Here is a 22512-nt window from a genome sequence, read left to right on the forward strand (position 1 = left end):
CCTATTTCCATATTTCATGAAATATGGAAATAGCGATTCATGACAGACTGGGCGCATTGGCGCATCCCAAACGGCTGGACCTGTTTCGGCTGCTCATGCGCCGCTATCCGGATTCCGTCCCAGCGGGACAGATTGCCGAGGCGCTGGCACTGAAGCCAAATACAACCTCAACATATCTCAACGCGCTTAAGGCTGCGGGTCTGATCGAACAGACCCGCGCAGGCACGTCGCTGCAGTATACGGCCAACCTGCCCGCCGTCCGGGGGTTGTTCGATGGCCTGCTCGGAGAGTGCTGTCAGAACCGCCCCGATCTGTGCCTACAACCGTCCGAGGACCCTCTCATGGCCAATCCAGACCGCGTTATGAATGCCCTTTTCATCTGCACCGGCAACTCGGCCCGTTCGATCATGGCCGAGGCCATTCTGAACAACGCAGGCAACGGCATGATCCGCGCCTTTTCAGCGGGAACCGCGCCCTCGGATGGGCCGAACCCGACCGTCTTGGAATTGTTGCAGCAGAAAGACTACGACATCTCTGATCTGCGCTCGAAATCCGTAGAGGAGTTCGCCGCCGACAGCGCGCCCAAGATGGATTTTGTCTTCACCGTCTGCGACCACGCCGCAAATGAGGCCTGCCCCGCATGGCCCGGCCAGCCGATGAGCGCCCATTGGGGCCTGCCCGACCCGGTCAAGGCCGAAGGCACCGAAGCGCAGAAACAGCTGGCGTTTCAGCAAGCCTATGGCCTGCTGCGCAACCGCATCACCGCCTTCGCGAGCCTGCCGTTCGAAACGCTCGACCGTATCTCACTCCAACATCACGTCGACGACATTGGCCGCATGGCCGAGTGACGCGCGACCAACTCAAGGACAGCTTTCATGAACATACTGGTTCTGTGCACGGGCAATTCTGCCCGGTCGATTCTGCTGGAATCGATCTTCAACCATACCGGTGACGGACGGGTGCGCGCCTATTCCGCCGGATCGAACCCGACCGGCAAGGTGCACCCGCAATCCCTGACCCTTCTGGGCAGCGAAGGCCATGATGTGCGTGATGCTCGTTCAAAAAGCTGGGACGAATTCGCGGCAGATGACGCGCCACAGATGGACATGGTGATCACCGTCTGCGGATCAGCGGCCGAAGAAACCTGCCCCATCTGGCCCGGTGCCCCGGTCCGCGCCCATTGGGGCGTCGAAGATCCCGCAGCGGCAGCCGAACCCGAGTGGGACGCGGCCTTTCGCACCGCCTACGACATTCTGGGCCGCCGCGCCGAGGCGCTGCTGGCCCTGCCCATCGAGACCATGGACAGTACCGCACTGACCGCTCAGCTCAGAAGTATCGGAGACATCACATGACCGCCCGCCAGTATTTCGCCGAGTTCCTCGGCACCGCGTTCCTGCTGATCGGCGTCGTCGGCTCAGGCATCATGGCGCAGACGTTGGCAGGCGATAACATCGCGCTGGCGCTGCTGGCCAATGCGATTGCGACGGGCTGTATGCTCTATGCAATCATCACCACGCTAGGCCCCGTTTCGGGCGCGCATTTCAACCCGGCGGTGACGTTGGCCTTTGCCCTGCGCGGGGAACACCCGTGGCGCGCCGTGGCACCGTACATGCTGGTCCAGATCGCAGGCGGGATCGCGGGCGTCTGGGCCAGCCACTATATGTTCGACCTGCCGATTCTTCAGACCTCGGAAACCCTGCACCGCACCGGGTCGCACCAGTGGTTTTCAGAAATCATCGCCACGCTGGGCCTTCTGTTCGTGATTTTCGGCGGAATTCGGCACAAACCGGACACGGTACCAGCACTTGTAGGTCTCTATATCACCGGCGCCTACTGGTACACATCGTCCACAAGTTTTGCGAATCCGGCGGTGAGCATCGCAAGAGGCTTTACGGATACGTTCGCCGGGATATACCCTGCTCATATCCCGATGTTTATCTTAATGCAGATAATAGCTGTATTTATCGGGCATCTTTTACTGAACTGGCTGTTCAAGCCAGAGGAATAACGGACCGGCCGCCACTCACTTAACTGCAGGTCCGTCTGCCCGTTGCGGTTTAGCCGCAGCGGGTTTTTTCGTGCCCGATGGGCCTCACAATGACCTGCGACATTTTGTCATGTCCGCAGCATCCGATCCACCTCCGTACGCTGGCTTGGGGGAGAGCAGTCCTGAAACACGAACAAAGGAAGGCTCGCAGATGCTAAACTGGGCTGATCTGACGCAAGATTGGGGCGCGTCTTATGCACGCGCGAAACGCAGGTTTCCGAACCTGCGCGACCGGGATATGGCGCGTGTTGGTGAAGATCGCAAACAGTTCGAGGCCTACCTGGCCGAGCGTCATCACCTTACGGTCAACGAAGCCCGTGAAGAGCTTGAGGATTTCCTGTTCACAGAAGCGCTGAACCGCGAAGCCACCCAAGCCCTAGGTAAGTGAAGTCACCCACAGGATTGTTGCGTCCTCATCGCTGACTGAAATCACGTTGTGGCCCATGCTGCCGTCGTAATAGGCGCTGTCGCCCCGGCGCATCTCGACAGGTTCGTAGAATTCGGTGAACAGGCGCACCACGCCGGTCAGGACATAGAGGAATTCCTCGCCATCATGGCGAACCCAGCCGTCGAATTCCTCCATCGACCGCGCACGCACGCGGGCGCGATAGGGCAGCATCTGCTTTTTGGTCAGCGTTTCGGCCAAAAGTTCATGCTCATAGGTGGTGGTCGCATGCGCAGCCCCTTCACCCATCTTTGTAACGGCCATACGACCGATCACCTGATCGCGCTGCGGCGGTGTGAACAGCTGCGGCACGGAAATCTCCAACCCCGTCGCCAGCTTTTTCAGCGCGTCATAGGTCGGCGACATCTGTCCGTTTTCAATCTTGCTGAGCGTTGAACGCGCCAGCCCCGCCTGGGTGGCCGCCTGCTCCAACGTCCAGCTGCGCGCTTTGCGCAATTCGCGCACGCGGGCACCCAAATCAACAGGCTCAAGTTCGGTATTGCTGCCATTGTCACGGGCGATGCGGACGATGGATTTGTGGTCATTCGTGCTCATGGCTCTTTCTATAGGGCCAGCCCGCCCGGCTTGCAACGCGCCGCGCCCGGCGGTAGCCCTTTGACCATGTTGTCGATCTTTGATCAGGGGCCCTTTGCGCCCTGCCCCAGCCCGTTCAATCTGGCCGCGCATGTTCTGCGCCATGCCAATGATTGTGCGGATAAGACGGCGCTGTCGGTTCTTGGTGTGGAATCTGCGCAGGATTGGACCTATGCCCAGCTACAGGCAGCAATCCTTGGCACCGGAACCGGGTTGCTGCAGGCAGGTCTGACGCCCGGTGACATCGTGCTGATGCGGCTGGGCAATACGGTCGATTTCCCGATTGCCTATCTCGGAGCCATCGCCGTGGGACTGGTGCCAGTGCCCACATCCTCGCAACTGACTGAGGCTGAGACGGCGGGCATCCTGCGCGATCTCAACCCGGCGGCTATCCTGCGCGACCCGGGCGTGTCCTGCGCCCCGCACCCCCGTCAAATCACCCTGTTCGATCTGACCGAGATGCGCCACCTGCCCCCGGCCCGTTTTGACATGGGAGACCCCGACCGGCTGGCCTATGTGGTCTATACCTCGGGCACGTCAGGCAAGCCCCGCGCCGTGGCCCATGCGCACCGGGCGATCTGGGCGCGACAGATGATGGTCGACGGCTGGTACGGCCTGACGCCAACGGATCGGTTGTGCCATGCGGGCGCGTTCAACTGGACCTATACGCTGGGGACCGGGTTGATGGACCCGTGGACCATGGGTGCGACGGCGCTGATCCCTGAACCCGGCACCGATATCGCCGCCCTGCCCGGGCTGCTGAACCAGCATCACGCCACGATCTTTGCCGCCGCGCCCGGCGTCTATCGTCGAATGTTGCAAAACACTGAACGCCTCAGCCTGCCTAACCTGCGCCATGGCCTCAGCGCGGGCGAGAAGCTCTCGCGCCATCTGCATGAACTGTGGGTGCAAACCACCGGCACCGAACTGTTCGAAGCCTATGGCATGTCCGAATGCTCGACCTTCATTTCTTCCAGCCCAACCCATCCGGCGCGTGGTGACGCGTTAGGCCAGCCTCAAACCGGGCGTCGGATCGCGATCGTTGGGCCCAACGGCCCGGTCCCACAAGGGCAAGAAGGCACCATCGCCATCCATCACGACGACCCCGGTCTGATGCTGACCTATCTGAACGCGCCAGACGAGGCCAAGGCCCGAATGCAGGGCAACTGGTTCCTGACCGGCGATCAGGGGGCGATGGCGGCTGACGGCCAGATCACCTATCTGGGTCGTGACGATGACATGATGAATGCAGGCGGCTATCGCGTGTCCCCGGTCGAGGTCGAATCCGCCCTCTCGCACCATCCCGGCATCACGCAGGTGGGTGCCGCTGCGGTCGAGGTCAAAGAGGACACATTCGTGATCGCCGCCTTCTATACCGGCCCGGAAAAGCTGGACGAAGCGGACCTGCGGACCTATGTCGAGACCAAGCTGGCGCGCTACAAGCAACCGCGCGCCTTTGTTTATCTCTCCGCCCTGCCCACCGGAGGCAACGGCAAACTCCTGCGCCGCGCCCTGCCGGCCTATTTCAAGGCGACGTCCGAATGACACAGACCGTTAAGCTTGACATCATGTCCGATCCGATCTGCCCGTGGTGCTATATCGGCAAGACCCATCTGGACAAGGCGCTGGCCGAGGTCCCCGACCATCCGTTCGTGATCGAATGGCACCCGTTTCAGCTGAACCCCGATATGCCCGACGCAGGCATGGATCGGCGCGAATACCTTGAGCGCAAATTCGGCGGCAAAGACGGTGCCGTCCGCGCCTATGCGCCTGTGGTGGAGCATGCCGAAAACGCAGGCCTGAAGATCGATTTCGAGGGGATGAAGCGCACCCCCAACACGCTGGATGCCCACCGCCTGATCCATTGGGCCGGGATCGAGGGCAAGCAGAACGCCGTGGTCGACGCGCTGTTCAACGCCTATTTCGTCGAGGCGCGCGATATCGGCGACCATGAGGTTCTGGCCGACATCGCCGACAGTGCCGGTATGGACGCCGCCGTGGTGGCGAAACTGCTGAAATCCGACGCCGACCGCGAAGATATCCGCACCCGCGATACCCATTCGCGCCAGATGGGCGTGAGCTCAGTCCCCACTTTCATCGTCGCCAATCAGCACGCCGTTCCCGGCGCGCAACCCCCTGAATTATGGGGAAAAGTGATCGCGGACATCATGTCTCAACTTGAGGCTTCCCCTGCAGAATAGCACAGACCTCTGTGCATTTCTGATCTAGTCCGACACCCGGCCCCGTGATAGCGCTGCCGGGAAGGAGCTTCCCATGACCAACCGCATGTCACGGGGCGAGTTCATTGCGCTGGTCGCGATGATGTTCGCCACGATTGCCTTTTCAATCGATTCCATGCTGCCCGCCCTGCCCGAGATCGGAGCCGAGCTGAGCCCCGGTGATCTCAACAAGGCGCAGCTGATCCTGACATCCTTCGTGCTGGGCATGGGGATCGGTACGTTTTTCACCGGACCGATCTCGGACGCGGTGGGGCGCAAGCCGGTGATCTATGGTGGTGTGGCCTTGTATATTCTGGCCTCTGCCGTCGCATGGGCCAGTTCCTCGCTGGAGCTGGTGCTGGCCGCGCGCGTGGCACAGGGGCTGGGTGCCGCCGGTCCACGCGTCGTCGCGATGGCAATCATTCGGGACCTCTTTGCGGGACGCGAGATGGCGCGCATCATCTCGATCGCCATGATGATCTTTACGCTGGTCCCGGCGATTGCGCCGCTGCTGGGTGCGGGCGTTATTGCTCTGGTCGGATGGCGCGGCATCTTCGTATCGTTCATCCTGTTTGCGTCGATTATCGTGCTCTGGATGTCCGTCCGGCTGCCCGAATCCCTGGCCCCCGAGAACCGTCGCCCCTTCCGGTTGCCGCTGATGATCGCCGCGGTGCAAGAGATGATCACTCATCCAACCGTGCGCCTGTCGATCCTTGTGCAAACCCTTTGCATGGGGCTGCTGTTCACCATGCTGACGATGGTGCAACCCATTTTCGATGTCGTCCACGACCGGGCCGAAAGCTTTCCGTTCTGGTTCGGATTCATTGCGCTGATCTCGGGCTCGGCCAGTCTGCTGAATGCGGCGCTGGTGGTCCGCGTGGGTATGCGTCGCATGGTGACATGGGCCTTGGGTGGACAAATCCTGATCACAAGCTGCGTCATTGTCCTGAACATGACCCCGCTGTCGCCTGACGCTTCGTTCGCAATGTTCGTTGCGTGGCAAACGACCGTCTTCTTCATGGCGGGCATGACCATGGGCAACCTGAACGCAATCGCGATGGAGCCGATGGGCCATATCGCGGGCATGGCGGCCTCGGTGATCGGTTCGATTGCGACGGTTCTGGCGGCAGCTATTGCAGCGCCTGTGGGCCTCTTGTTCGACGGCTCGATCACTCCGCTGACGACCGCTATATTGATCATGTGCATCCTCGGCTTCGGTCTGATGCTGCATATGGCCCGGATCGAAAACAGACTGCCCGCCTGATCTGTGCAGAGAGCCTGAATCGCGCTAACCTTCCCCTCAATTCTTGGGGAGGGGGCTTCATGAGCGACTATTACGACCTAGGCACATATTCCTGCGCCGTCACTACAGCATCGCCCGAGGCGCAGCTGTGGTTCAATCGCGGACTGGTCTGGACCTATGGCTATAACCATGACGAGGCCGTGGTCTGTTTTCAAAAAGCTGCCGAGCATGACCCCGACTGCGCCATGGCCCATTGGGGCGTCGCCTATGCGGCGGGGCCGAACTATAACCTGCCGTGGGATTTGCGCGACGAGCAAGGCCAGACCAAAGCGCTGGCGACCGCTTATGACGCGACACAGCGCGCGATGGCGTTGCTGGACGGATGCACGCCAGTCGAGGCGGCTCTGATCCGCGCCCTGCCCGCACGCTACCCGCAGCGGGACCCGATCGGCGACATGCACCGCTGGGACTATGACTATGCCGACGCCATGCGCGCGGCCTTTGCCGAACAATCGGGTGATCTGGACCTGCGCACGATCTATGTGGAAGCACTGCTGAACCTGACGCCGTGGCAGATGTGGGACCTGAAAACCGGCCAGCCCGCCGAAGGCGCGGCCACGCTTGAGGCGCAAGAGGCGCTGGAGATGGCAATGGCCGACGACCCGGCCGCCATGTCACATCCCGGCCTGCTGCACCTTTATGTGCATCTGATGGAGATGTCGCCCACCCCGGAAAAAGCCCTGAAAGCCGGGGATATCCTACGGACTTTGGTGCCCGATGCGGGGCATCTGGTGCATATGCCCACGCATATCGACGTGCTATGCGGCCACTATCAGAACGTCGTCCACTGGAACGCGCAGGCCTCGGTCGCCGATCTGAAATACTACGAGCGTGAGGGCGCGTTCAACATTTACACCGGCTATCGCCAGCACAATTACCACTTCACCATCTACGGGGCTTTGTTCCTTGGCCAGATGGAACCGGCCCTGCGCGCCAATCAGGGGCTTTGGGATACCACGCCCGAAGATATGCTGCGGATCGAAAGCCCGCCCATGGCGGATTATTTCGAAAGCTATATGTCCATGGGTCCGCATATCCTGATACGCTTTGGTCGCTGGGACGAGGCCAAGGCGCTGGAGCTGCCCGAAGACCCCGACCTATACCGAACGCTGACCGCGACCACACATTACGCCCGCGCCATCGCGCATGCGGCCACCGGCGACGTGGCACAGGCCGAGGCCGAAGAACAACTCTTCCTCGCCGCCAAGACCTGCGTCCCCGAAACCCGCCGCCTGCACAACAACCGCGTCATCGACCTGCTGGAGATCGCCGCCGAAATGCTGCGCGGTGAGATCGAGTACCGCAAAGGCAACTATGAGATCGCCTATGCCCATCTGCGCCGCTCGGTCGAGTTGGACGACACCCTGCCCTACGACGAACCATGGGGCTGGATGCAGCCCACCCGCCACGCGCTCGGGGCGCTGCTATTCGAACAAGGCCACACGGACGAGGCCGAGCAGGTCTATCGCGAGGATCTGGGGCTTGGCGGCACGCTCAGCCGCGCCTCGATCCATCCGGACAATGTCTGGAGCCTGAAGGGCCTGCATGATTGCTTGAAAGCACGCGGGGAAACGGTAGAAATCCTGCAAATCAAACAGCGGCTTGATCTCGCCTTAGCCCGTGCCGACCGTGCTGTTGGCGCCTCCTGTTTCTGCGCACAAGCCGCGATGAGGGCCGCTGAATGAGGATACCACTTCTGATCGCAAGCCTGCTGATTGCCGACCCGGCCTTTGCTCAGCGTCAGACCTTTGCGCCTGTCGACGAAGCAGATCGCGATCCCTCTCTGGTCGCGTTCCGCGAAGACCTGCGGGCCAAGATCGCGGCCCGCGATACAGACGCCGTTGTTGCTGCCGCCTGCGACGACATCTATCTCAGCCACGGCAGCGCTGGCGGTCGGGACGAGTTTCGCATCAATCTGACAGTCCCGCCCGAGACACTCGCCGAAGAGTTTCGCGACGAGGCAGACGAACTACGAAACGCCTTTTGGACGGATTTGCAGAACACCCTGTCCCAACCCGGTTACTTCGACGATCTGGGTGAGTTCTGGATGCCAAGTCACTGGCGCATCACCCTGCCTGCCTCGCTGGATCCGTTTACGGCCTATTTCGTGACCCACGAAGATGTCACCCTGCGCCAAAGCCCGTCGATCGGGGGCGCGATTCTGGGCCTGATCAGCCATGAGGTCGTGATCGTGCCAGACTACCAACCGGATGAGACCTATCAGAATGTCAGGCTGACAGATGGAACCTCGGGCTATATGCACAGCAACTTTCTTGCGTCCATGGTCGGCTACCGCGCCGCGCTGGTGAAATCCGACGCGGGCGACTGGCAGCTCTGTACCTTTGTGACTGGCGACTAGGTTTTCGCTTTTTTCTTCTCGGCCACGACCTTTTCCGCCAGATCGCGCGCGATGGCAAAGGCCCCTTTGATCTTGTCGCTGTCCTTCTTCCAGTCGCGCCGGACTACGATCTTGTTGTCCTTGACCTTGGCCAGCCCGCGCTGGTTCTGGATGAACTCGACCAATCCCTGGGGCGAGGCGAATTTGTCATTATGGAACTGGATCGTCGCGCCTTTCGGCCCTCCGTCCAGCTTCGCGATACCTGCCCGTTTGCACATCGCCTTGATGCGCACGACCAGCATCAGGGTGTTGACCTCTTTCGGCAGGGTGCCGAAACGGTCGATCAGCTCGGCGGCGAAGCCTTCCAATTCCACCTTGGTCGACAGCGACGACAGGCGGCGATAGAGCCCCAACCGTACATCCAGATCAGGCACGTACTCCTCGGGGATCAGAACCGGCACGCCCAGATTGATCTGCGGCGCCCATTGGTCGTCGGCGTCCGACAGCCCCTCCATTTCGCCTGCTTTGATCTTGGCAATCGCCTCTTCCAGCATCGACTGGTAAAGCTCATAGCCCACATCGCGCATCTGGCCCGACTGCTCCTCGCCCAGCAGGTTGCCCGCGCCGCGAATATCGAGGTCCTGAGACGCCAGCGTAAAGCCAGCCCCAAGCGTATCCAGCGAGCCCAGAACCCGCAGGCGTTTCTCGGCCGTCGCGGTCAGACGCGCGCGGGGCTTGGTGGTGAGATACGCGTAAGCGCGGGTCTTGGACCGCCCCACCCGACCCCGGATTTGATAGAGCTGCGCCAGCCCTAACATATCCGCCCGATGCACAACCATCGTGTTCGCCGTCGGAATATCCAGCCCGCTTTCGACAATTGTCGTCGCCAGTAGCACATCGTATTTACCGTCGTAGAACGCGTTCATCCGGTCGTCGAGCTCACCCGCCGCCATTTGTCCATGCGCGACCACATAGGTCAGTTCCGGCAGCTGCTCTTTCAGAAATTCCTCAATCTCGGGCAGGTCCGAAATACGCGGGACAACATAGAAACTCTGCCCGCCGCGATAATGCTCGCGCAGCAGCGCCTCGCGAATGGTAACCGCGTCGAACTCGCTGACATAGGTGCGGATCGCCAAACGGTCGATGGGCGGCGTGCCGATGATCGACAGGTCACGCACTCCGGTCAGCGACAGTTGCAGCGTACGCGGGATCGGCGTTGCGGTCAGCGTCAGGACGTGCACGTCCGAGCGCAGTTGTTTCAGCCGTTCTTTGTGACCCACGCCAAAGTGCTGTTCCTCGTCGATGATCAGCAAGCCGAGATTTTGGAATCGAATCCCTTTGGCCAGAAGCGCATGGGTTCCGATCACGATGTCCACGGTCCCGCGCGCCAGCCCGTCACGGGTTTGCTGCGCCTCTTTCGCCGAGACAAAGCGCGACAGTTGCCGCACTTCCAGCGGAAAGCCCCGGAACCGGTCCTTGAACGAGGCCGCATGTTGGCGCGCCAGCAGCGTGGTCGGTGCAATCACCGCGACCTGCACGCCGGACATGGCGGCGACAAAGGCGGCGCGCATGGCGACTTCGGTCTTGCCAAAGCCCACATCGCCGCAAATCAGACGATCCATCGGCGCGCCCGAATGCATGTCCTCCATGACTTCCGAGATGGCCCGCAACTGGTCGTCGGTTTCCTGATAGGGGAAGCGCGCGCTGAACTCTTCCCACGCGTGTGGAGGTGGGTCCATGACCGGGGCTTTCCGCAATGCGCGTTCGGCGGCGATGCGGATCAACTTGTCCGCCATCTCGCGGATGCGCTCTTTCAGCTTGGCCTTCTTGGCCTGCCATGCGCCACCGCCCAGACGGTCCAGCAAGCCTTCGTCATGACCGTATTTAGACAGCAGTTCGATGTTTTCGACCGGCAGGTACAGCTTGGCCTGTTCGGCATATTCCAACAGCAGGCATTCATGCGCGGCCCCGGCGGCGGTCACGACCTCCATCCCCTGATACCGCCCGATCCCATGATCCACATGCACCACCAGATCACCCGGAGACAGCGATTGGGTCTCGGTCAGGAAGTTCTCGGCCTTGCGGCGTTTCTTGGGCTGGCGGATCAGGCGGTCGCCCAACACGTCCTGTTCTGAGATCACCGTCAGATCGGGCGTTTCGAAGCCGTGCTCCAACGCCCAGACAGCCAGATGCAGCCCCCGTTTACCGACGCGGGTGCCATCGGTGACAGGGATCGCCTCGGCCAAACCTTCGTCCTCGATCAGGCCGGTCAGGCGTTCACGCGCGCCTTCGGAATAGGACGCGATCAGTACCGGCCCTTTGGCCATCTTGTCAGTGATATGCGCCGCCAAAGCACCGAACAGGCTGATGCTTTCCTGCTGCCGTTCGGGTGCAAAGTTGCGCCCGATCCGTCCGCCAGCGTCGATCACACCCGGTCCGCTGGCCTGCGGCAGAGGACTAAATTGCAGCACCCGACGATCGCCAACCGCCTGTTCCCACGCGGCGTCATCCAGATACAGCAGTCCGGGTGGGGTCGGTTTATAGACCGTATCCATACGCGAGCGGTTTTCGAGCGCGAGCTTTCGCGTCTCATACTGATCGGCAATCGTATCCCACCGCGCCAACCGCGCGGGTGTCACCTGATCGTCCACGGTGATCGTCGCATCGGGCAGATAATCGAACAGGGTTTCCAACTTTTCGTGGAAAAACGGCAGCCAATGTTCAATGCCCTGATGTTTGCGGCCTGCGCTGACCGCCTCGTACAGGGGATCGTCCGTGCCTGCAGCGCCGAATTCGATACGATAATTCTGGCGGAACCGGGTGATGGCCGCTTCGTCCAGAATGACCTCGGAGACCGGAGCCAGTTCCACAACGTCAAGCTTTTCGGTGGTGCGCTGTGACACCGGATCGAACCGACGCACACCGTCCAGCACGTCTCCGAACAGGTCCAGACGTACCGGGCCGGAATCGCCCGGAGGGAAAATGTCGATGATACCACCGCGAATGGCATAGTCTCCGGGCTCCATCACTGTGGGGCTTTGGATAAACCCCATACGGACGAGGAAATTGCGCAACGCCTCTTCATCGATGCGGTGATTAACGCGCGCGGTAAACGCCGCCTCGCGCAGCACCTCGCGCGCGGGCACACGTTGGGTCGCGGCGTTCAGCGTGGTCAGCAGAACGAACCGATCGGGCATCTGATGCACCAGCGCCGCCAGTGTCGCCACCCGCGCCGCCGAGATATCGGCATTGGGCGACACCCGGTCGTAGGGCAGACAATCCCAGCCGGGAAACACGAAGACCGGCATGTCGGGGGCAAAGAAGGTCAGCGCGGCGCGCATCGCCTCCATCCGTTTGTCGTCCCGCGCGACATGGCACACCGGGCCGCCCGAGCGCGCGATCTCATTCAGGACAAGCTGCGCGTCGAACCCCTCGGGGGCGCCGCCAACAGTTACGTGGTTCGGAGCCGTCATCGCCTAGCCTTTCCGAGCTTACCAGCCCAAGAGGCCGATCGAGAAGTTCTGGTACATCCCCCACAGGGAGGTGATCAAGATCGAAATCATCCCGATGATCTGGGTATAAACCCGACATCTGTTCAGCGCCTTCGACACCACAGCCAGCGTCGGTTCCTGCCGACGCAGCCGCCGGGCCGTCGCGATATTCACCAGCATGACGAAACACAGCGGAAACAACAGCAGGAACACGGCCTGCGCAAACTCGACGCCATACAAAAAACCAAGCAATGCCAGCCCGGTAAAGACGAAACAGCACAACGCCAGAATGACCAGCCCGGACACATCGACGATATGCAGCAGCCGGTTTCCATTGATCCGCACAATGTCCAGAAGGTCGCGCTCGGTCTGGCCCCCAACGCGGCGCGCGCGTACCACCAGATCGTAAGGCACCCCCATGACCCAATGGCTGGCCGAGGACCACAACACCGCCAGCCCGATCCAATACCACAGATTCGAGAAGCTGCGCATGTCGATGAGTTCGAAAATCGAAGAGTATATGTCCAAGCGTCAGCCCTTTATTCACCGTCCGCAGGGACCCTCATCACACTGACGCGTCCATTGTTACCCTTGAGACCACGTGCAATTCATGCCACCCAATGCGCAATTGTTCAAGGAGAGCGCGCCATGAAACCGACCATCGCCCCCTATCCCCTGACCCGCTTTCGCAGAGCCCGTCAATCACCGGCAATCCGGGGGCTGGTACGCGAAAACACCCTGACCGTCGATGATTTCATCTGGCCCGTTTTTGTGCGCGACGGTGAGGGGATCGAAGAACCCGTGCCGTCGATGCCTGGCGTCGTGCGCCGCTCGGTCGATCTGATCGCCAAGGCAGCGGTCGAGGCGCAAGCCCTTGGCATCCCGGCGATCTGTATCTTCCCCTATACCGATCCCAACCTGAAGACCGAGGATTGTGCCGAGGCGTGGAACCCCGACAACCTGTCAAATCGCGCCATCCGTGCCATCAAAGCCGCCGCGCCGGATATCGCGGTGATGACCGATGTGGCGCTGGACCCGTACAACATCAACGGCCATGACGGGTATGTTGTGGATGGCGAGATTGTGAACGACCAGACGGTCGAGGCGCTGGTGAAGATGACTCTGGCGCAGGCCGAGGCCGGGGCGGACATCATCGGCCCCTCGGATATGATGGATGGCCGTATCGGCGCGATGCGCAATGCACTTGAGGCGGCGGGGCATCACAACGTGATGATCCTGAGCTATGCCGCCAAATATGCCAGCGCCTTCTATGGCCCGTTCCGCGATGCGGTGGGCGCGTCGGGCGCGCTGACCGGGGACAAAAAGACCTATCAGATGGACCCAGCCAATTCGAACGAGGCCCTACGCCTGATCGAGCGTGATCTGACCGAGGGCGCGGATATGGTCATGATCAAGCCGGGAATGCCCTATCTGGATATCTGCCGCCGGGTGAAAGACAGTTTCGGCGCGCCGACCTATGCCTATCAGGTCTCGGGCGAATACGCGATGATCCAGGCGGCTGCGCAAAACGGCTGGATTGATGGCGAAAAGGTCATGCTGGAAAGCCTGCTGGCCTTCAAACGCGCGGGCTGTGATGGCATCCTGACCTACTTTGCACCTGAGGCCGCGCGCATTCTGCAGGGTTAACGCCTCAGTTTGTCGCAATTTTTCGCCGATCTGTTGCGATGGCAGCGCAGCTTTCCCGTGACAGGCGGGCGCAATCGGCGTAAACTTGCACATAAGATCGGGAACACCCGACATATCAGGCACATACACAGAGACAGAAAAACATGAGCAGTTCCAACTCCCCCCGACTAAGCCGTCGTGGCTTTGCCTTTGGCATGGCCGGACTGACCCTGACTGCCGCCTGCGGCAACGGTGTCGGCAACTCGAACGCGGCCACCATCGACGCGCGCGTCGATGCGACGCTGACCGAGATGTACAACAAATATCCCAACACACGTGAGATCGCTGACAAGGCCAACGGCTTGCTGGTCATGCCGCTGATCACCGAGGCCGGGTTCATCTTTGGCGGTGCTTATGGTCAGGGCGCGCTGCGCATTCAGGGCGCGACGGTCGACTATTACTCGGCCATCTCGGGCAGCGCTGGCCTGCAGATCGGCGCGCAGCAATATGCGCACGTGCTGTTCTTCATGACCGACGATGCGCTGAACGATTTCCGTCGCTCTAACGGTTGGACCGCCGGGGCCGATATCGGCTATGTGGTCGACGCGACCGGAGAATCCCTGTCCACCGACACCACCCAGCTGCGTAAACCGGTACTGGCAGCCGTCTTCGGGCAGGCTGGCCTGAAATTCGGCGCAACGGTCGAAGGCACCAAATACACGCGCATCATCCCCTAAGCGCGACGAGACCACCCTCCCCCCTCTCCAACGTCCCCGCTACATCTAGTGGCGGGGCTTGGTATTTTGCTGAATTTCCACAAATTCCGGTGCCATACCTCTTTCCGTCCGCTGGGGCTTCCAGTAACTTAACGGCAAACAAACACTCGGATATCTTGGGGGACAGATGGGGCTGGTTTTTCGCTGGTTGCTGAGGCTTACGACAGGCCTGATCCTGCTTGCGGTGGCCGCCGTCGGGCTGATCTACTTCCTGGCCAGCCAGTCCCTGCCGGACTACAACCAAACCCTGTCGGTCGATGGCATAAACGCCCCGGTCGAGATCGTGCGCGACACGGCAAACGTACCTCATGTTCTGGGCCAGTCCGATCCGGATGTGTTCTTCGGCCTCGGCTATGCTCACGCGCAAGACAGGTTGTGGCAGATGACCGTCCTGCGGCGCACCGCCCAAGGTCGTCTGTCCGAGATCTTCGGCCAGCGCACCGTGCATATCGACAAACTGCTGCGGCGGCTGGATCTGTACGGCCTTGCCCACCGCTCGGTCGAGGTGCAGGACGATTACACAAAAACCGCCTTGCGCGCCTATGCAGCCGGAATCAACGCCCGGCTGACCGAAATCAACGAACAGGCACTGGGGCGCGGCGCGCCTGAAATGTTTCTGTTCAACGCGCCCGTACCGCCATGGCAGCCGGGCGACAGCGTGGCCATCATCAAGCTGATGAGCCTGCAATTGTCCGGTCATCTCGAAGACGAGGTTCTGCGCGCGCGGACGTCCTTGATGCTGGAAGACCCGGCGCGGCTTGCCGATATTCTGCCCGACGTCCCCGGCCCCGGCATCGCCGCGCTGCCAGAATATGCCGCGCTGTTTCCCAACCTGCCCCGCTATGCCCAAGGCACACCGATGCCAGAGACGCCATTGTCGCCCTTCCCGCAGCGTGGTCTTGCGGGCGCGTCCAACGCCTGGACCGCCGCACCGTCGCGATCCGCCAGCGGTGGCACCCTGTTGGCCAATGACCCTCACCTGGGCTTCACTGCGCCCGGCATCTGGTATCTGGCGCGGCTGGAACTGGCCAAAGGGGGCGTGATCGGCGCGACCATTCCGGGCGTTCCCGCGATCTCGGCCGGGCGTAGTGAGCGTCTGGGATGGGGTCTGACCTCGTCCTATCTGGACGATCAGGACGTACATATTGAACAGTTGAACCCCGACAACCCCGAGGAATACCTGACACCCGACGGTTACAAACGCTTTCAGACCCGCCCCTCGATCATCGAGATCAAGGACGCCGCGCCCATCACCCTGACCCTGCGCTGGACGGAAAACGGCCCCGTTCTGCCGGGTACGCATTACGATCTGGAAACCATTACGCCGCCGGGTCATGTCGCATCCCTTTCATGGAGCGCGCTGAGCCCCCGCGATACCTCGATGAGCGCCTCTCTGGCCCTGATGAATGCCGACACGGTGCGCGAAGCCATCGATCTGGCCGAGGATTTCATAGCACCTTCCCAGAACCTTTCGCTGGTCGATAAGGACACGATCGGCCTGAAGCTGATCGGCGCGATGCCGCGGCGCGATCTGAACAACCAAAGCCGGGGCCGCATTCCCACGCCCGGCTGGCTGGACCGCAACCGCTGGCAGGGTCGTCTGCCCTATGCCGACAACCCGGAATTTGTGGCCCCGGTGGGCGGTGTACTGGGCAACACCAACAACAAGATTATCGACCGCCCATTCCCGCGCCATGTCTCGTATGAGTGGGGCGACACGCAACGCGTCAATCGCTGGGAACGTCTGATGCAATCGCGCGAGGTGCACACGCGCGACAGCTTTATCGAGGCACAGCTGGACACCGTCAGCTTCACCGCCCGCTCGCTGCTGCCGCTGATCGGGGCTGACCTGTGGTTCACCGGCGAATCCGCGCCCGAAGGTACGCCCGAACGTCAGCGTCAGATCGCTTTGGACCTGCTGGCCAACTGGAACGGGGAGATGAACGAGCATCTGCCCGAGCCGCTGATCTACGCCGCCTGGCTGAGGGCGCTGCAAATCCGCCTGATCTCGGACGAGCTTGGCCCGCTGGCGGCTGAGTACAAGCATGTTGAGCCGCTGTTCATCGAGCGCGTGTATCGCGATATCGACGGCGCCTCGGTCTGGTGCGATGTCCGCCAAAGCGCCCCGGTCGAGACCTGTACCGATATGGCGCGGCTGGCGCTGGACGACGCGATCATCTGGATATCCGAACGCTACGGCACGGCGCTGCAATCCCTGCGCTGGGGCGATGCGCATCAGGCCACCCATGACCACCCGGTTTTGGGCGAGGTTCCGGTGCTGCGCTTCTTCGTCAACATACGCCAGTCCACCAGCGGCGGTGACAACACCCTGCTGCGCGGGCGCACCTCGGGTGAAGGGCCGGACCCGTTCCAGAACGTGCACGGCGCAGGTTATCGCGGCGTCTATGATTTCGCCGACCCCGACAGCTCGGTCTTCATCACCGCCACAGGCCAATCGGGCCATTTCCTGTCGCGCTATTACGACGATCAGGCGCAGCTGTGGCGGCGCGGCGAATACATCCCCATGTCGCTTGATATAGGGCTGGCGCGTGCGGCGGCGGTTGGGGTGACGGTGCTGAACCCGCGCTGAACCCATCGGCAATTCCCCGCGCCTTTTTACGCCCCGCGTGGACGCCGCCAGTGGTTTTCGCCTAAATTCAACGGGTCGTCGCATTGGCACGAAGGGGGAAGTGCATGGGCAGCCTTCGCGATACCTTGAACAATCTGGCGCGCGATTACGCCATCGCGTGGAGCTCGGGCGACGCCCAAGCCGTTGCCGGCTTCTTTGCGTCTGAGGGCGAGATGATCATCAATCATGGCACCCCCCTGCAAGGCCACGATGCGATTGCCGAGATGGCGCGCGGTCTTTACGCCGATTTCCCCGATCTGGAGGTGCGCTGTGACATGATGCGATGGGCCGGTCCCCACGCCCTATTCGTCAGAACGCTCGAAGGGCATCACAGCAAAACCGGCAACCGCGTTGTCTCGCGTGGGTGGGAACAATGGGAACTGACACCCGAGCACAAGATCCAAAGCTCATTGGAATGGTTCGACGCGGGTGAGAGGCAAAGCCAGATCGAAGGCCGCTAAAGCGCCGCAAAGCGTGCCGCTTGTTTGTCGGTCCATAGCACCGTGATCTCGAACCCATCATCAGTCTGTTCTTCCGCCCGCACCACGTCCTGACGAAACAGCCATGCGCGCTTATCGCCCTCGGCAAAGTCCAGCTTCAGGGTCATTTCATGCCGCGCGCCCTGCAGGATCGTGGCGATTTCGGATAGCAAAGGCGTGACACCCTCGCCCGTCACGGCAGATATGGCAAAGATCGCCGGATCACGTTCAGCCCGTGCCAGCGTGGCTTCGCGGTCATCCGCCTCCAGCAGGTCGATCTTGTTCCAGACCTCCAGCCGGGGCCGGTCATCCTCGACCCCCAGAGAGGTCAGAATCGTTTCCACATCCTGCGCCTGCGCCTCGGTCTCTTCGTGGCTGATGTCGCGGACATGGACGACCAGATCAGCGCCCAACACCTCTTCCAGCGTGGCGCGGAAGGCGGCGACCAGTTCGGTCGGCAGGTTCGAGATGAAACCCACCGTGTCCGACAGGATCACCTCGGGGCCATCGGGCAGTTCGACCCGGCGCATGGTCGGGTCGAGCGTGGCAAACAGCATGTCCTTGGCCATCACCTCGGCACCCGTCAGGCTGTTGAACAGCGTGGATTTGCCCGCGTTGGTGTAGCCCACCAAAGCGACAATCGGATACGGCACCTTGGCGCGCGCTGCGCGGTGCAGGGTGCGGGTCTTGATCACCTTCTGCAACTGACGACGCAGGCGCACCAGCTGATCGTCAATCGCGCGGCGGTCGGCCTCGATCTGCGTCTCACCGGGACCACCGACAAAGCCCAAGCCCCCCCGCTGACGTTCCAGGTGGGTCCAGGCGCGCACCAGACGCGTGCGCTGATAGCTCAGCGCAGCCATCTCGACCTGCAGCACCCCTTCGCGAGTGCGGGCGCGGTCGCTGAAGATTTCCAGAATCAGGCCGGTCCGGTCGAGGATTTTGACTTTCCAAGCCTTTTCCAAGTTGCGCTGCTGCACCGGAGTCACCGGCCCGTCGATCAAGACCAGTTCGACGTCATTGTCATGCAGGCGTTCGGCGAGTTCCTCGATCTTGCCGCTGCCGAATAGCAGCCCGGCCTGCGCGCGTGGAAGGCGCACGATCTCGGACCCGACGACATCCAAATCGGGCAACGCGGCGGCCAGCGCCACCGCCTCGGCCAGCGCCGGTTCAGGGACGCGGCGCTGTTCATCTGATTTGATTTCAGGATGCAGCACCCAAGCCCGGGTGCGCGCCCTCTCATGTTCCATCAAGAGGCGTCTTCGCCCTCATACAGGTTGATCGGCTGCGACGGCATGATGGTCGAAATCGCGTGCTTATAGACCAGCTGCGACTGTCCGTCGCGGCGCAGCAGCACGCAGAAATTATCGAACCAGGTGATCACACCCTGCAATTTCACGCCGTTGATCAGGAATATCGTGACCGGGACCTTTGCTTTCCGTACATTGTTCAGGAACGCGTCCTGCAGATTTTGTCTGTCCGAAGCCATATTATTATAATCTCGTCTTTGTTCTTGCTACGCGCTGCGGACCAACGCGCTCCCTCCGGCGGAGTATGGAGTGCTGCGCACAGATATTCCAGATGAAAAATCAGGCAGTAACGCCAACCGGTGAGGATAGGTCAATCGCGCCACAGCGTCGGTGTGATCAGCGCAACGATGGCCAGTGTTTCAAGCCGCCCGATCACCATTGCTGCACAAAGCGTCAGCTTGGCCCCCTGCGACAGATCAATAAGTCGGATCGGCACATCCGTGGCCAGCTCGATCAACGGCCCCGTCGTGCTAAGCGCGGCGACGCTCAGCACCATCGCCTGTTCAAATCCAACGCCCATCGCGGCCAGCAACAGATCAAACACCGCCAACGTCAGAGCAAACATCATCAAAAAGATCCACGCGATAAACGCGCCATCGCTTTGGATGCGACGGTTACCCCCGCCCTCGCCGCTGACCGATGAGGGATAGATCAGCCGGTCGATCTCGCGCTTGCCGTTGAGGTACAGCGCAAAGACCCGCAGAAGCTTGACGCCACCTGCGGTGGTCGCCACCCCGCCGCCAATCAGCGCCAACCCCATCAGGATCAGCCCCGGCGTCCCCAGACCCGAGAGCTGCTGTGCATCATTCCAGTTGGCGCTTTCGAACCCGGCAGTGGTCAGGAAGGACATGGCAGTAAAGATCATGCCCCAGATCACCTGCAACGCCTGCACAGGGGCGACCTCAATGCTCAGCTCGGCCACCCCGGCCATGAACCGCAGAAAGAGCAGCAGCGCCACCACCAGCACGATGGAGATGCCGATGCGGAACTCGGGGTCTTTGTCCAGCCGTGCATAACCCGAGGTCGCCGTGTCGGTCGAAAAGGTCAGGCGCGACAGGGCGAAGAACAGGAACAGGAAAAGGATCGCCTCGCCGGTCAGGCCAGCCGTCGACCCTTCGAGGCCACCAACCGGCGAGATACCAGAGGTCGCCATCACCGACATGGCGTGGCACACTGCGGTCAGGCCCTGCTCGCCCGCTATCAGCAACAGCACCCAGATCACTGCGGTCAGCCCGGCATAGACGGGGGCCAGCGTGCGCGTCACCCGGATCAGGTGCCCGCGCGGATCCATCTTTTCGCTTTGCGCCACGCCCGAGACCGGACGCCCCGGCTGGCCGCGCGCGGTCACCTCGAACCCGCCAAGAGACAGCGGGGCAAGGATCGCCGCTGCCGCGACCCACATCAGCAGGCCACCCATCCAGCCCACCAGCGCCCGCCACAGATGCAGCGGCGCAGACAGGCGTCCGGGGTCGGGGAACAGGTCAGCGCCGGTGGTCGTCAGGGCGCTGACCATATCGAAATAGGCATTCAGAAAGCTGGTTGTGCCCAGCGCGTCATGAAACGGGATAGCCAAGAAAATCGGCAATATGGTGAAAGTCGCCAACAGCGCTGCCAGTTGGCCCAAAGTCCCCCGGCGCGGGGTTCTGTTCGACATCGCGACAGCAATGATCGAAACCGCAAACATACCCAGCAGACCGGAATAAAAAAACGATCGTGAGGTCGCATGATCATCAAGCGTCAGCGCGTAAACCGCCGGTATCCATGTCGAAAGGGCGGCGATCCCCCAGATCATCAGCACCAGCGGCAAACGCCGCAGCACTCCGACCCGTTGCTGTCTGCGCGCCTGCAACATCAGAAGAAATCGATCGAGACCTGCATCAGCCGTTCGACCTCGGGGACGTCCTTGGCCATGGCGAAGATTGCAACCACATCCTTTTCATCGATACGCAGGCTTCCGGTAGGGCGCAGAACCTCGTCGCCCTTGCGGACAGCTCCGACCAGAACACCCTCGGGGAAATCGATATCACGCAGTTTTTGCCCGGCCATGGGCGAGGTCGACAGCACCTCGGCCTCGATCACCTCGGCCTCGGCATCGCCGATGGAATAGACCTGACGGACACGCCCATGCCGGATGTGCCGCAGGATCGAGCTGACGGTGGTGGCACGCGGGTTGATATAGGCATCAATCCCAAGCGACCCCATCAGCGCCACCATGCTGGGGTCATTGATCAGCGCAATCGCCAGCGCGCAGCCTTCGCCCTTGGCGCGCACAGCCGCCAGCATGTTGGTGCGATCATCATCCGTGACCGCCAGCATCGCATCAGCCCGTTCGATCCCCGCCTCGCTGAGCAGCGCGGAATCCAGGCCGTCTCCGTTCAGAACAATGGTGCGTTCCAGTGCTTCGGCGGCAATTTCGGCGCATCTGCGATCACGCTCGATGATCTTGGCGCGCACCCGGCTTTCGCGTTCCTCCAGCGTGCGGGCCACTTCCAACCCGACATTGCCGCCGCCCACAATCACCACCCGGTCCTGCTGCCGCTGCGCCTTGCCGAAGACCTCCATCGTGCGGTCCACGTCCTTAACGCTGGTAAAGACATAGCATTCGTCGCCAACAAAAAGTTGGTCGTCCGGTTCCGGGGCGAACAGAGATCCCTCACGCCGGACACCCACAACGATGGAGCTGAGGGTCGAGAACAGGTCGGTCAACTGACGCAGAGGCGTGTTGACGATCGGGCAGTCTTCATGCACGCGAATGCCCAGCAATTGAGCTTTGCCGTCCATGAACAGTTCGGTGTCAAAAGCCGACGGAGCCGAGAGACGACGCATAGCGGCTGCGGCAACCTCGCGTTCTGGGCTGATCACCACGTCGATGGGCAGGTGATCGCGGCGGTAGAGATCTGAATGGATCGCCTCAAGATAGGATTTCGACCGCAACCGCGCGATCTTGCGCTGGATCGAAAAGACCGAATGCGCCATCTGACAGGTGACCATGTTCACCTCGTCCGAATGGGTGGCGGCGATAATCATATCGGCGTCGCGGGCCCCTGCCCGTTCCAGCACATCCGGATAGCTTGCAAAGCCTGCGATCCCCTGAACGTCCAGTGTTTCAGTCGCCCGGCGCACCAGATCGGGGTTGTTGTCGACGACCGTGACGTCGTTCAGCTCGCCCGAAAGGTGACGCGCAATCTGCCAGCCGACCTGACCGGCACCGCATATGATGACCTTCATATTACTGGCCCTTCTGCCTGAAATCTT

20 protein-coding genes are annotated in these 22512 nt (G+C 61.5%); 13 read left to right on the forward strand and 7 right to left on the reverse strand.

The window, feature by feature from the left end:
* The first annotated feature begins 23 nt into the window (after positions 1-23).
* From ACR0KM_RS15510 to ACR0KM_RS15525, 4 genes are all read left to right on the forward strand, one after another.
* Positions 24-848, forward strand: a complete 825-nt coding sequence (locus tag ACR0KM_RS15510; protein WP_480857511.1) for an arsenate reductase/protein-tyrosine-phosphatase family protein — start codon at positions 24-26, stop codon at positions 846-848.
* 27 nt (positions 849-875) lie between these two features.
* A complete protein-coding gene (locus ACR0KM_RS15515) occupies positions 876-1352 on the forward strand; it encodes an arsenate reductase ArsC (protein WP_480857509.1) in 477 nt (158 codons plus the stop codon).
* Positions 1349-2008: an aquaporin gene (locus tag ACR0KM_RS15520; protein WP_480857507.1), complete on the forward strand. Its 660-nt coding sequence runs from the start codon at positions 1349-1351 to the stop codon at positions 2006-2008. The genes ACR0KM_RS15515 and ACR0KM_RS15520 overlap by 4 nt, the downstream gene beginning before the upstream one ends.
* Positions 2009-2198: 190 nt before the next feature.
* The gene (locus ACR0KM_RS15525) at positions 2199-2435 is read left to right on the forward strand and encodes a hypothetical protein (RefSeq protein ID WP_480819897.1); all 237 of its coding nucleotides are present in this window, start codon (positions 2199-2201) and stop codon (positions 2433-2435) included.
* On the opposite strand, the gene ACR0KM_RS15530 is transcribed toward ACR0KM_RS15525, so the two are convergent.
* A complete protein-coding gene (locus ACR0KM_RS15530) occupies positions 2424-3047 on the reverse strand; it encodes a helix-turn-helix domain-containing protein (RefSeq protein ID WP_480819895.1) in 624 nt (207 codons plus the stop codon). The two genes, ACR0KM_RS15525 and ACR0KM_RS15530, sit on opposite strands and share 12 nt — an antisense overlap.
* A gap of 66 nt (positions 3048-3113) precedes the next feature.
* Here ACR0KM_RS15530 and ACR0KM_RS15535 point away from each other — a divergent pair, with 66 nt between their 5' ends.
* The 5 genes from ACR0KM_RS15535 (at position 3114) to ACR0KM_RS15555 (ending at position 8967) form a co-directional block, all read left to right on the forward strand.
* Positions 3114-4631, forward strand: a complete 1518-nt coding sequence (locus ACR0KM_RS15535) for a class I adenylate-forming enzyme family protein (protein ID WP_480857649.1) — start codon at positions 3114-3116, stop codon at positions 4629-4631.
* Positions 4628-5287 (forward strand): DsbA family oxidoreductase, encoded by a 660-nt coding sequence (locus ACR0KM_RS15540; RefSeq protein ID WP_480529689.1) that lies wholly within the window; start codon positions 4628-4630, stop codon positions 5285-5287. Before ACR0KM_RS15535 ends, ACR0KM_RS15540 begins: the two co-directional genes overlap by 4 nt.
* Positions 5288-5360: 73 nt before the next feature.
* A complete protein-coding gene (locus ACR0KM_RS15545; protein ID WP_480857505.1) occupies positions 5361-6569 on the forward strand; it encodes an MFS transporter in 1209 nt (402 codons plus the stop codon).
* Positions 6570-6628: 59 nt separating this feature from the next.
* Positions 6629-8293: a hypothetical protein gene (locus ACR0KM_RS15550; protein WP_480857503.1), complete on the forward strand. Its 1665-nt coding sequence runs from the start codon at positions 6629-6631 to the stop codon at positions 8291-8293.
* A complete protein-coding gene (locus ACR0KM_RS15555) occupies positions 8290-8967 on the forward strand; it encodes an SH3 domain-containing protein (RefSeq protein ID WP_480857501.1) in 678 nt (225 codons plus the stop codon). Before ACR0KM_RS15550 ends, ACR0KM_RS15555 begins: the two co-directional genes overlap by 4 nt.
* On the opposite strand, the gene mfd is transcribed toward ACR0KM_RS15555, so the two are convergent.
* Positions 8964-12419 carry a transcription-repair coupling factor gene (mfd, locus tag ACR0KM_RS15560; RefSeq protein WP_480857499.1) on the reverse strand — a complete coding sequence of 1152 codons (3456 nt, stop codon included), beginning with the start codon at positions 12417-12419 and terminating at the stop codon, positions 8964-8966. The genes ACR0KM_RS15555 and mfd overlap by 4 nt on opposite strands.
* 18 nt (positions 12420-12437) lie before the next feature.
* The gene (locus ACR0KM_RS15565) at positions 12438-12965 is read right to left on the reverse strand and encodes a component of SufBCD complex (RefSeq protein WP_480819885.1); all 528 of its coding nucleotides are present in this window, start codon (positions 12963-12965) and stop codon (positions 12438-12440) included.
* A 120-nt stretch (positions 12966-13085) separates the two neighbouring features.
* Here ACR0KM_RS15565 and hemB point away from each other — a divergent pair, with 120 nt between their 5' ends.
* From hemB to ACR0KM_RS15585, 4 genes are all read left to right on the forward strand, one after another.
* On the forward strand, positions 13086-14084 hold the full coding sequence (hemB, locus tag ACR0KM_RS15570; RefSeq protein ID WP_480857497.1) for a porphobilinogen synthase: 999 nt from the start codon (positions 13086-13088) through the stop codon (positions 14082-14084).
* A gap of 143 nt (positions 14085-14227) precedes the next feature.
* The gene (locus ACR0KM_RS15575; RefSeq protein WP_480857495.1) at positions 14228-14800 is read left to right on the forward strand and encodes a lipid-binding SYLF domain-containing protein; all 573 of its coding nucleotides are present in this window, start codon (positions 14228-14230) and stop codon (positions 14798-14800) included.
* 166 nt (positions 14801-14966) lie between these two features.
* On the forward strand, positions 14967-17429 hold the full coding sequence (locus ACR0KM_RS15580) for a penicillin acylase family protein (protein WP_480857493.1): 2463 nt from the start codon (positions 14967-14969) through the stop codon (positions 17427-17429).
* Positions 17430-17533: 104 nt separating this feature from the next.
* Positions 17534-17929, forward strand: a complete 396-nt coding sequence (locus ACR0KM_RS15585; RefSeq protein ID WP_480857491.1) for a nuclear transport factor 2 family protein — start codon at positions 17534-17536, stop codon at positions 17927-17929.
* Here the strand turns inward: ACR0KM_RS15585 and hflX are convergent.
* The 4 genes from hflX to trkA all read right to left on the reverse strand — a co-directional run bounded on the left by hflX (position 17926) and on the right by trkA (position 22485).
* The gene (hflX, locus tag ACR0KM_RS15590; RefSeq protein WP_480857490.1) at positions 17926-19197 is read right to left on the reverse strand and encodes a GTPase HflX; all 1272 of its coding nucleotides are present in this window, start codon (positions 19195-19197) and stop codon (positions 17926-17928) included. The genes ACR0KM_RS15585 and hflX overlap by 4 nt on opposite strands.
* Positions 19197-19436, reverse strand: a complete 240-nt coding sequence (gene hfq, locus ACR0KM_RS15595) for an RNA chaperone Hfq (RefSeq protein WP_005982826.1) — start codon at positions 19434-19436, stop codon at positions 19197-19199. Before hfq ends, hflX begins: the two co-directional genes overlap by 1 nt.
* Before the next feature lie 131 nt (positions 19437-19567).
* Positions 19568-21109 carry a TrkH family potassium uptake protein gene (locus tag ACR0KM_RS15600; RefSeq protein ID WP_480819872.1) on the reverse strand — a complete coding sequence of 514 codons (1542 nt, stop codon included), beginning with the start codon at positions 21107-21109 and terminating at the stop codon, positions 19568-19570.
* The gene (gene trkA, locus ACR0KM_RS15605; RefSeq protein ID WP_480857488.1) at positions 21109-22485 is read right to left on the reverse strand and encodes a Trk system potassium transporter TrkA; all 1377 of its coding nucleotides are present in this window, start codon (positions 22483-22485) and stop codon (positions 21109-21111) included. Before trkA ends, ACR0KM_RS15600 begins: the two co-directional genes overlap by 1 nt.
* Positions 22486-22512: the final 27 nt, after the last annotated feature.

The organism is Ruegeria sp. G10, assembly GCF_056533645.1.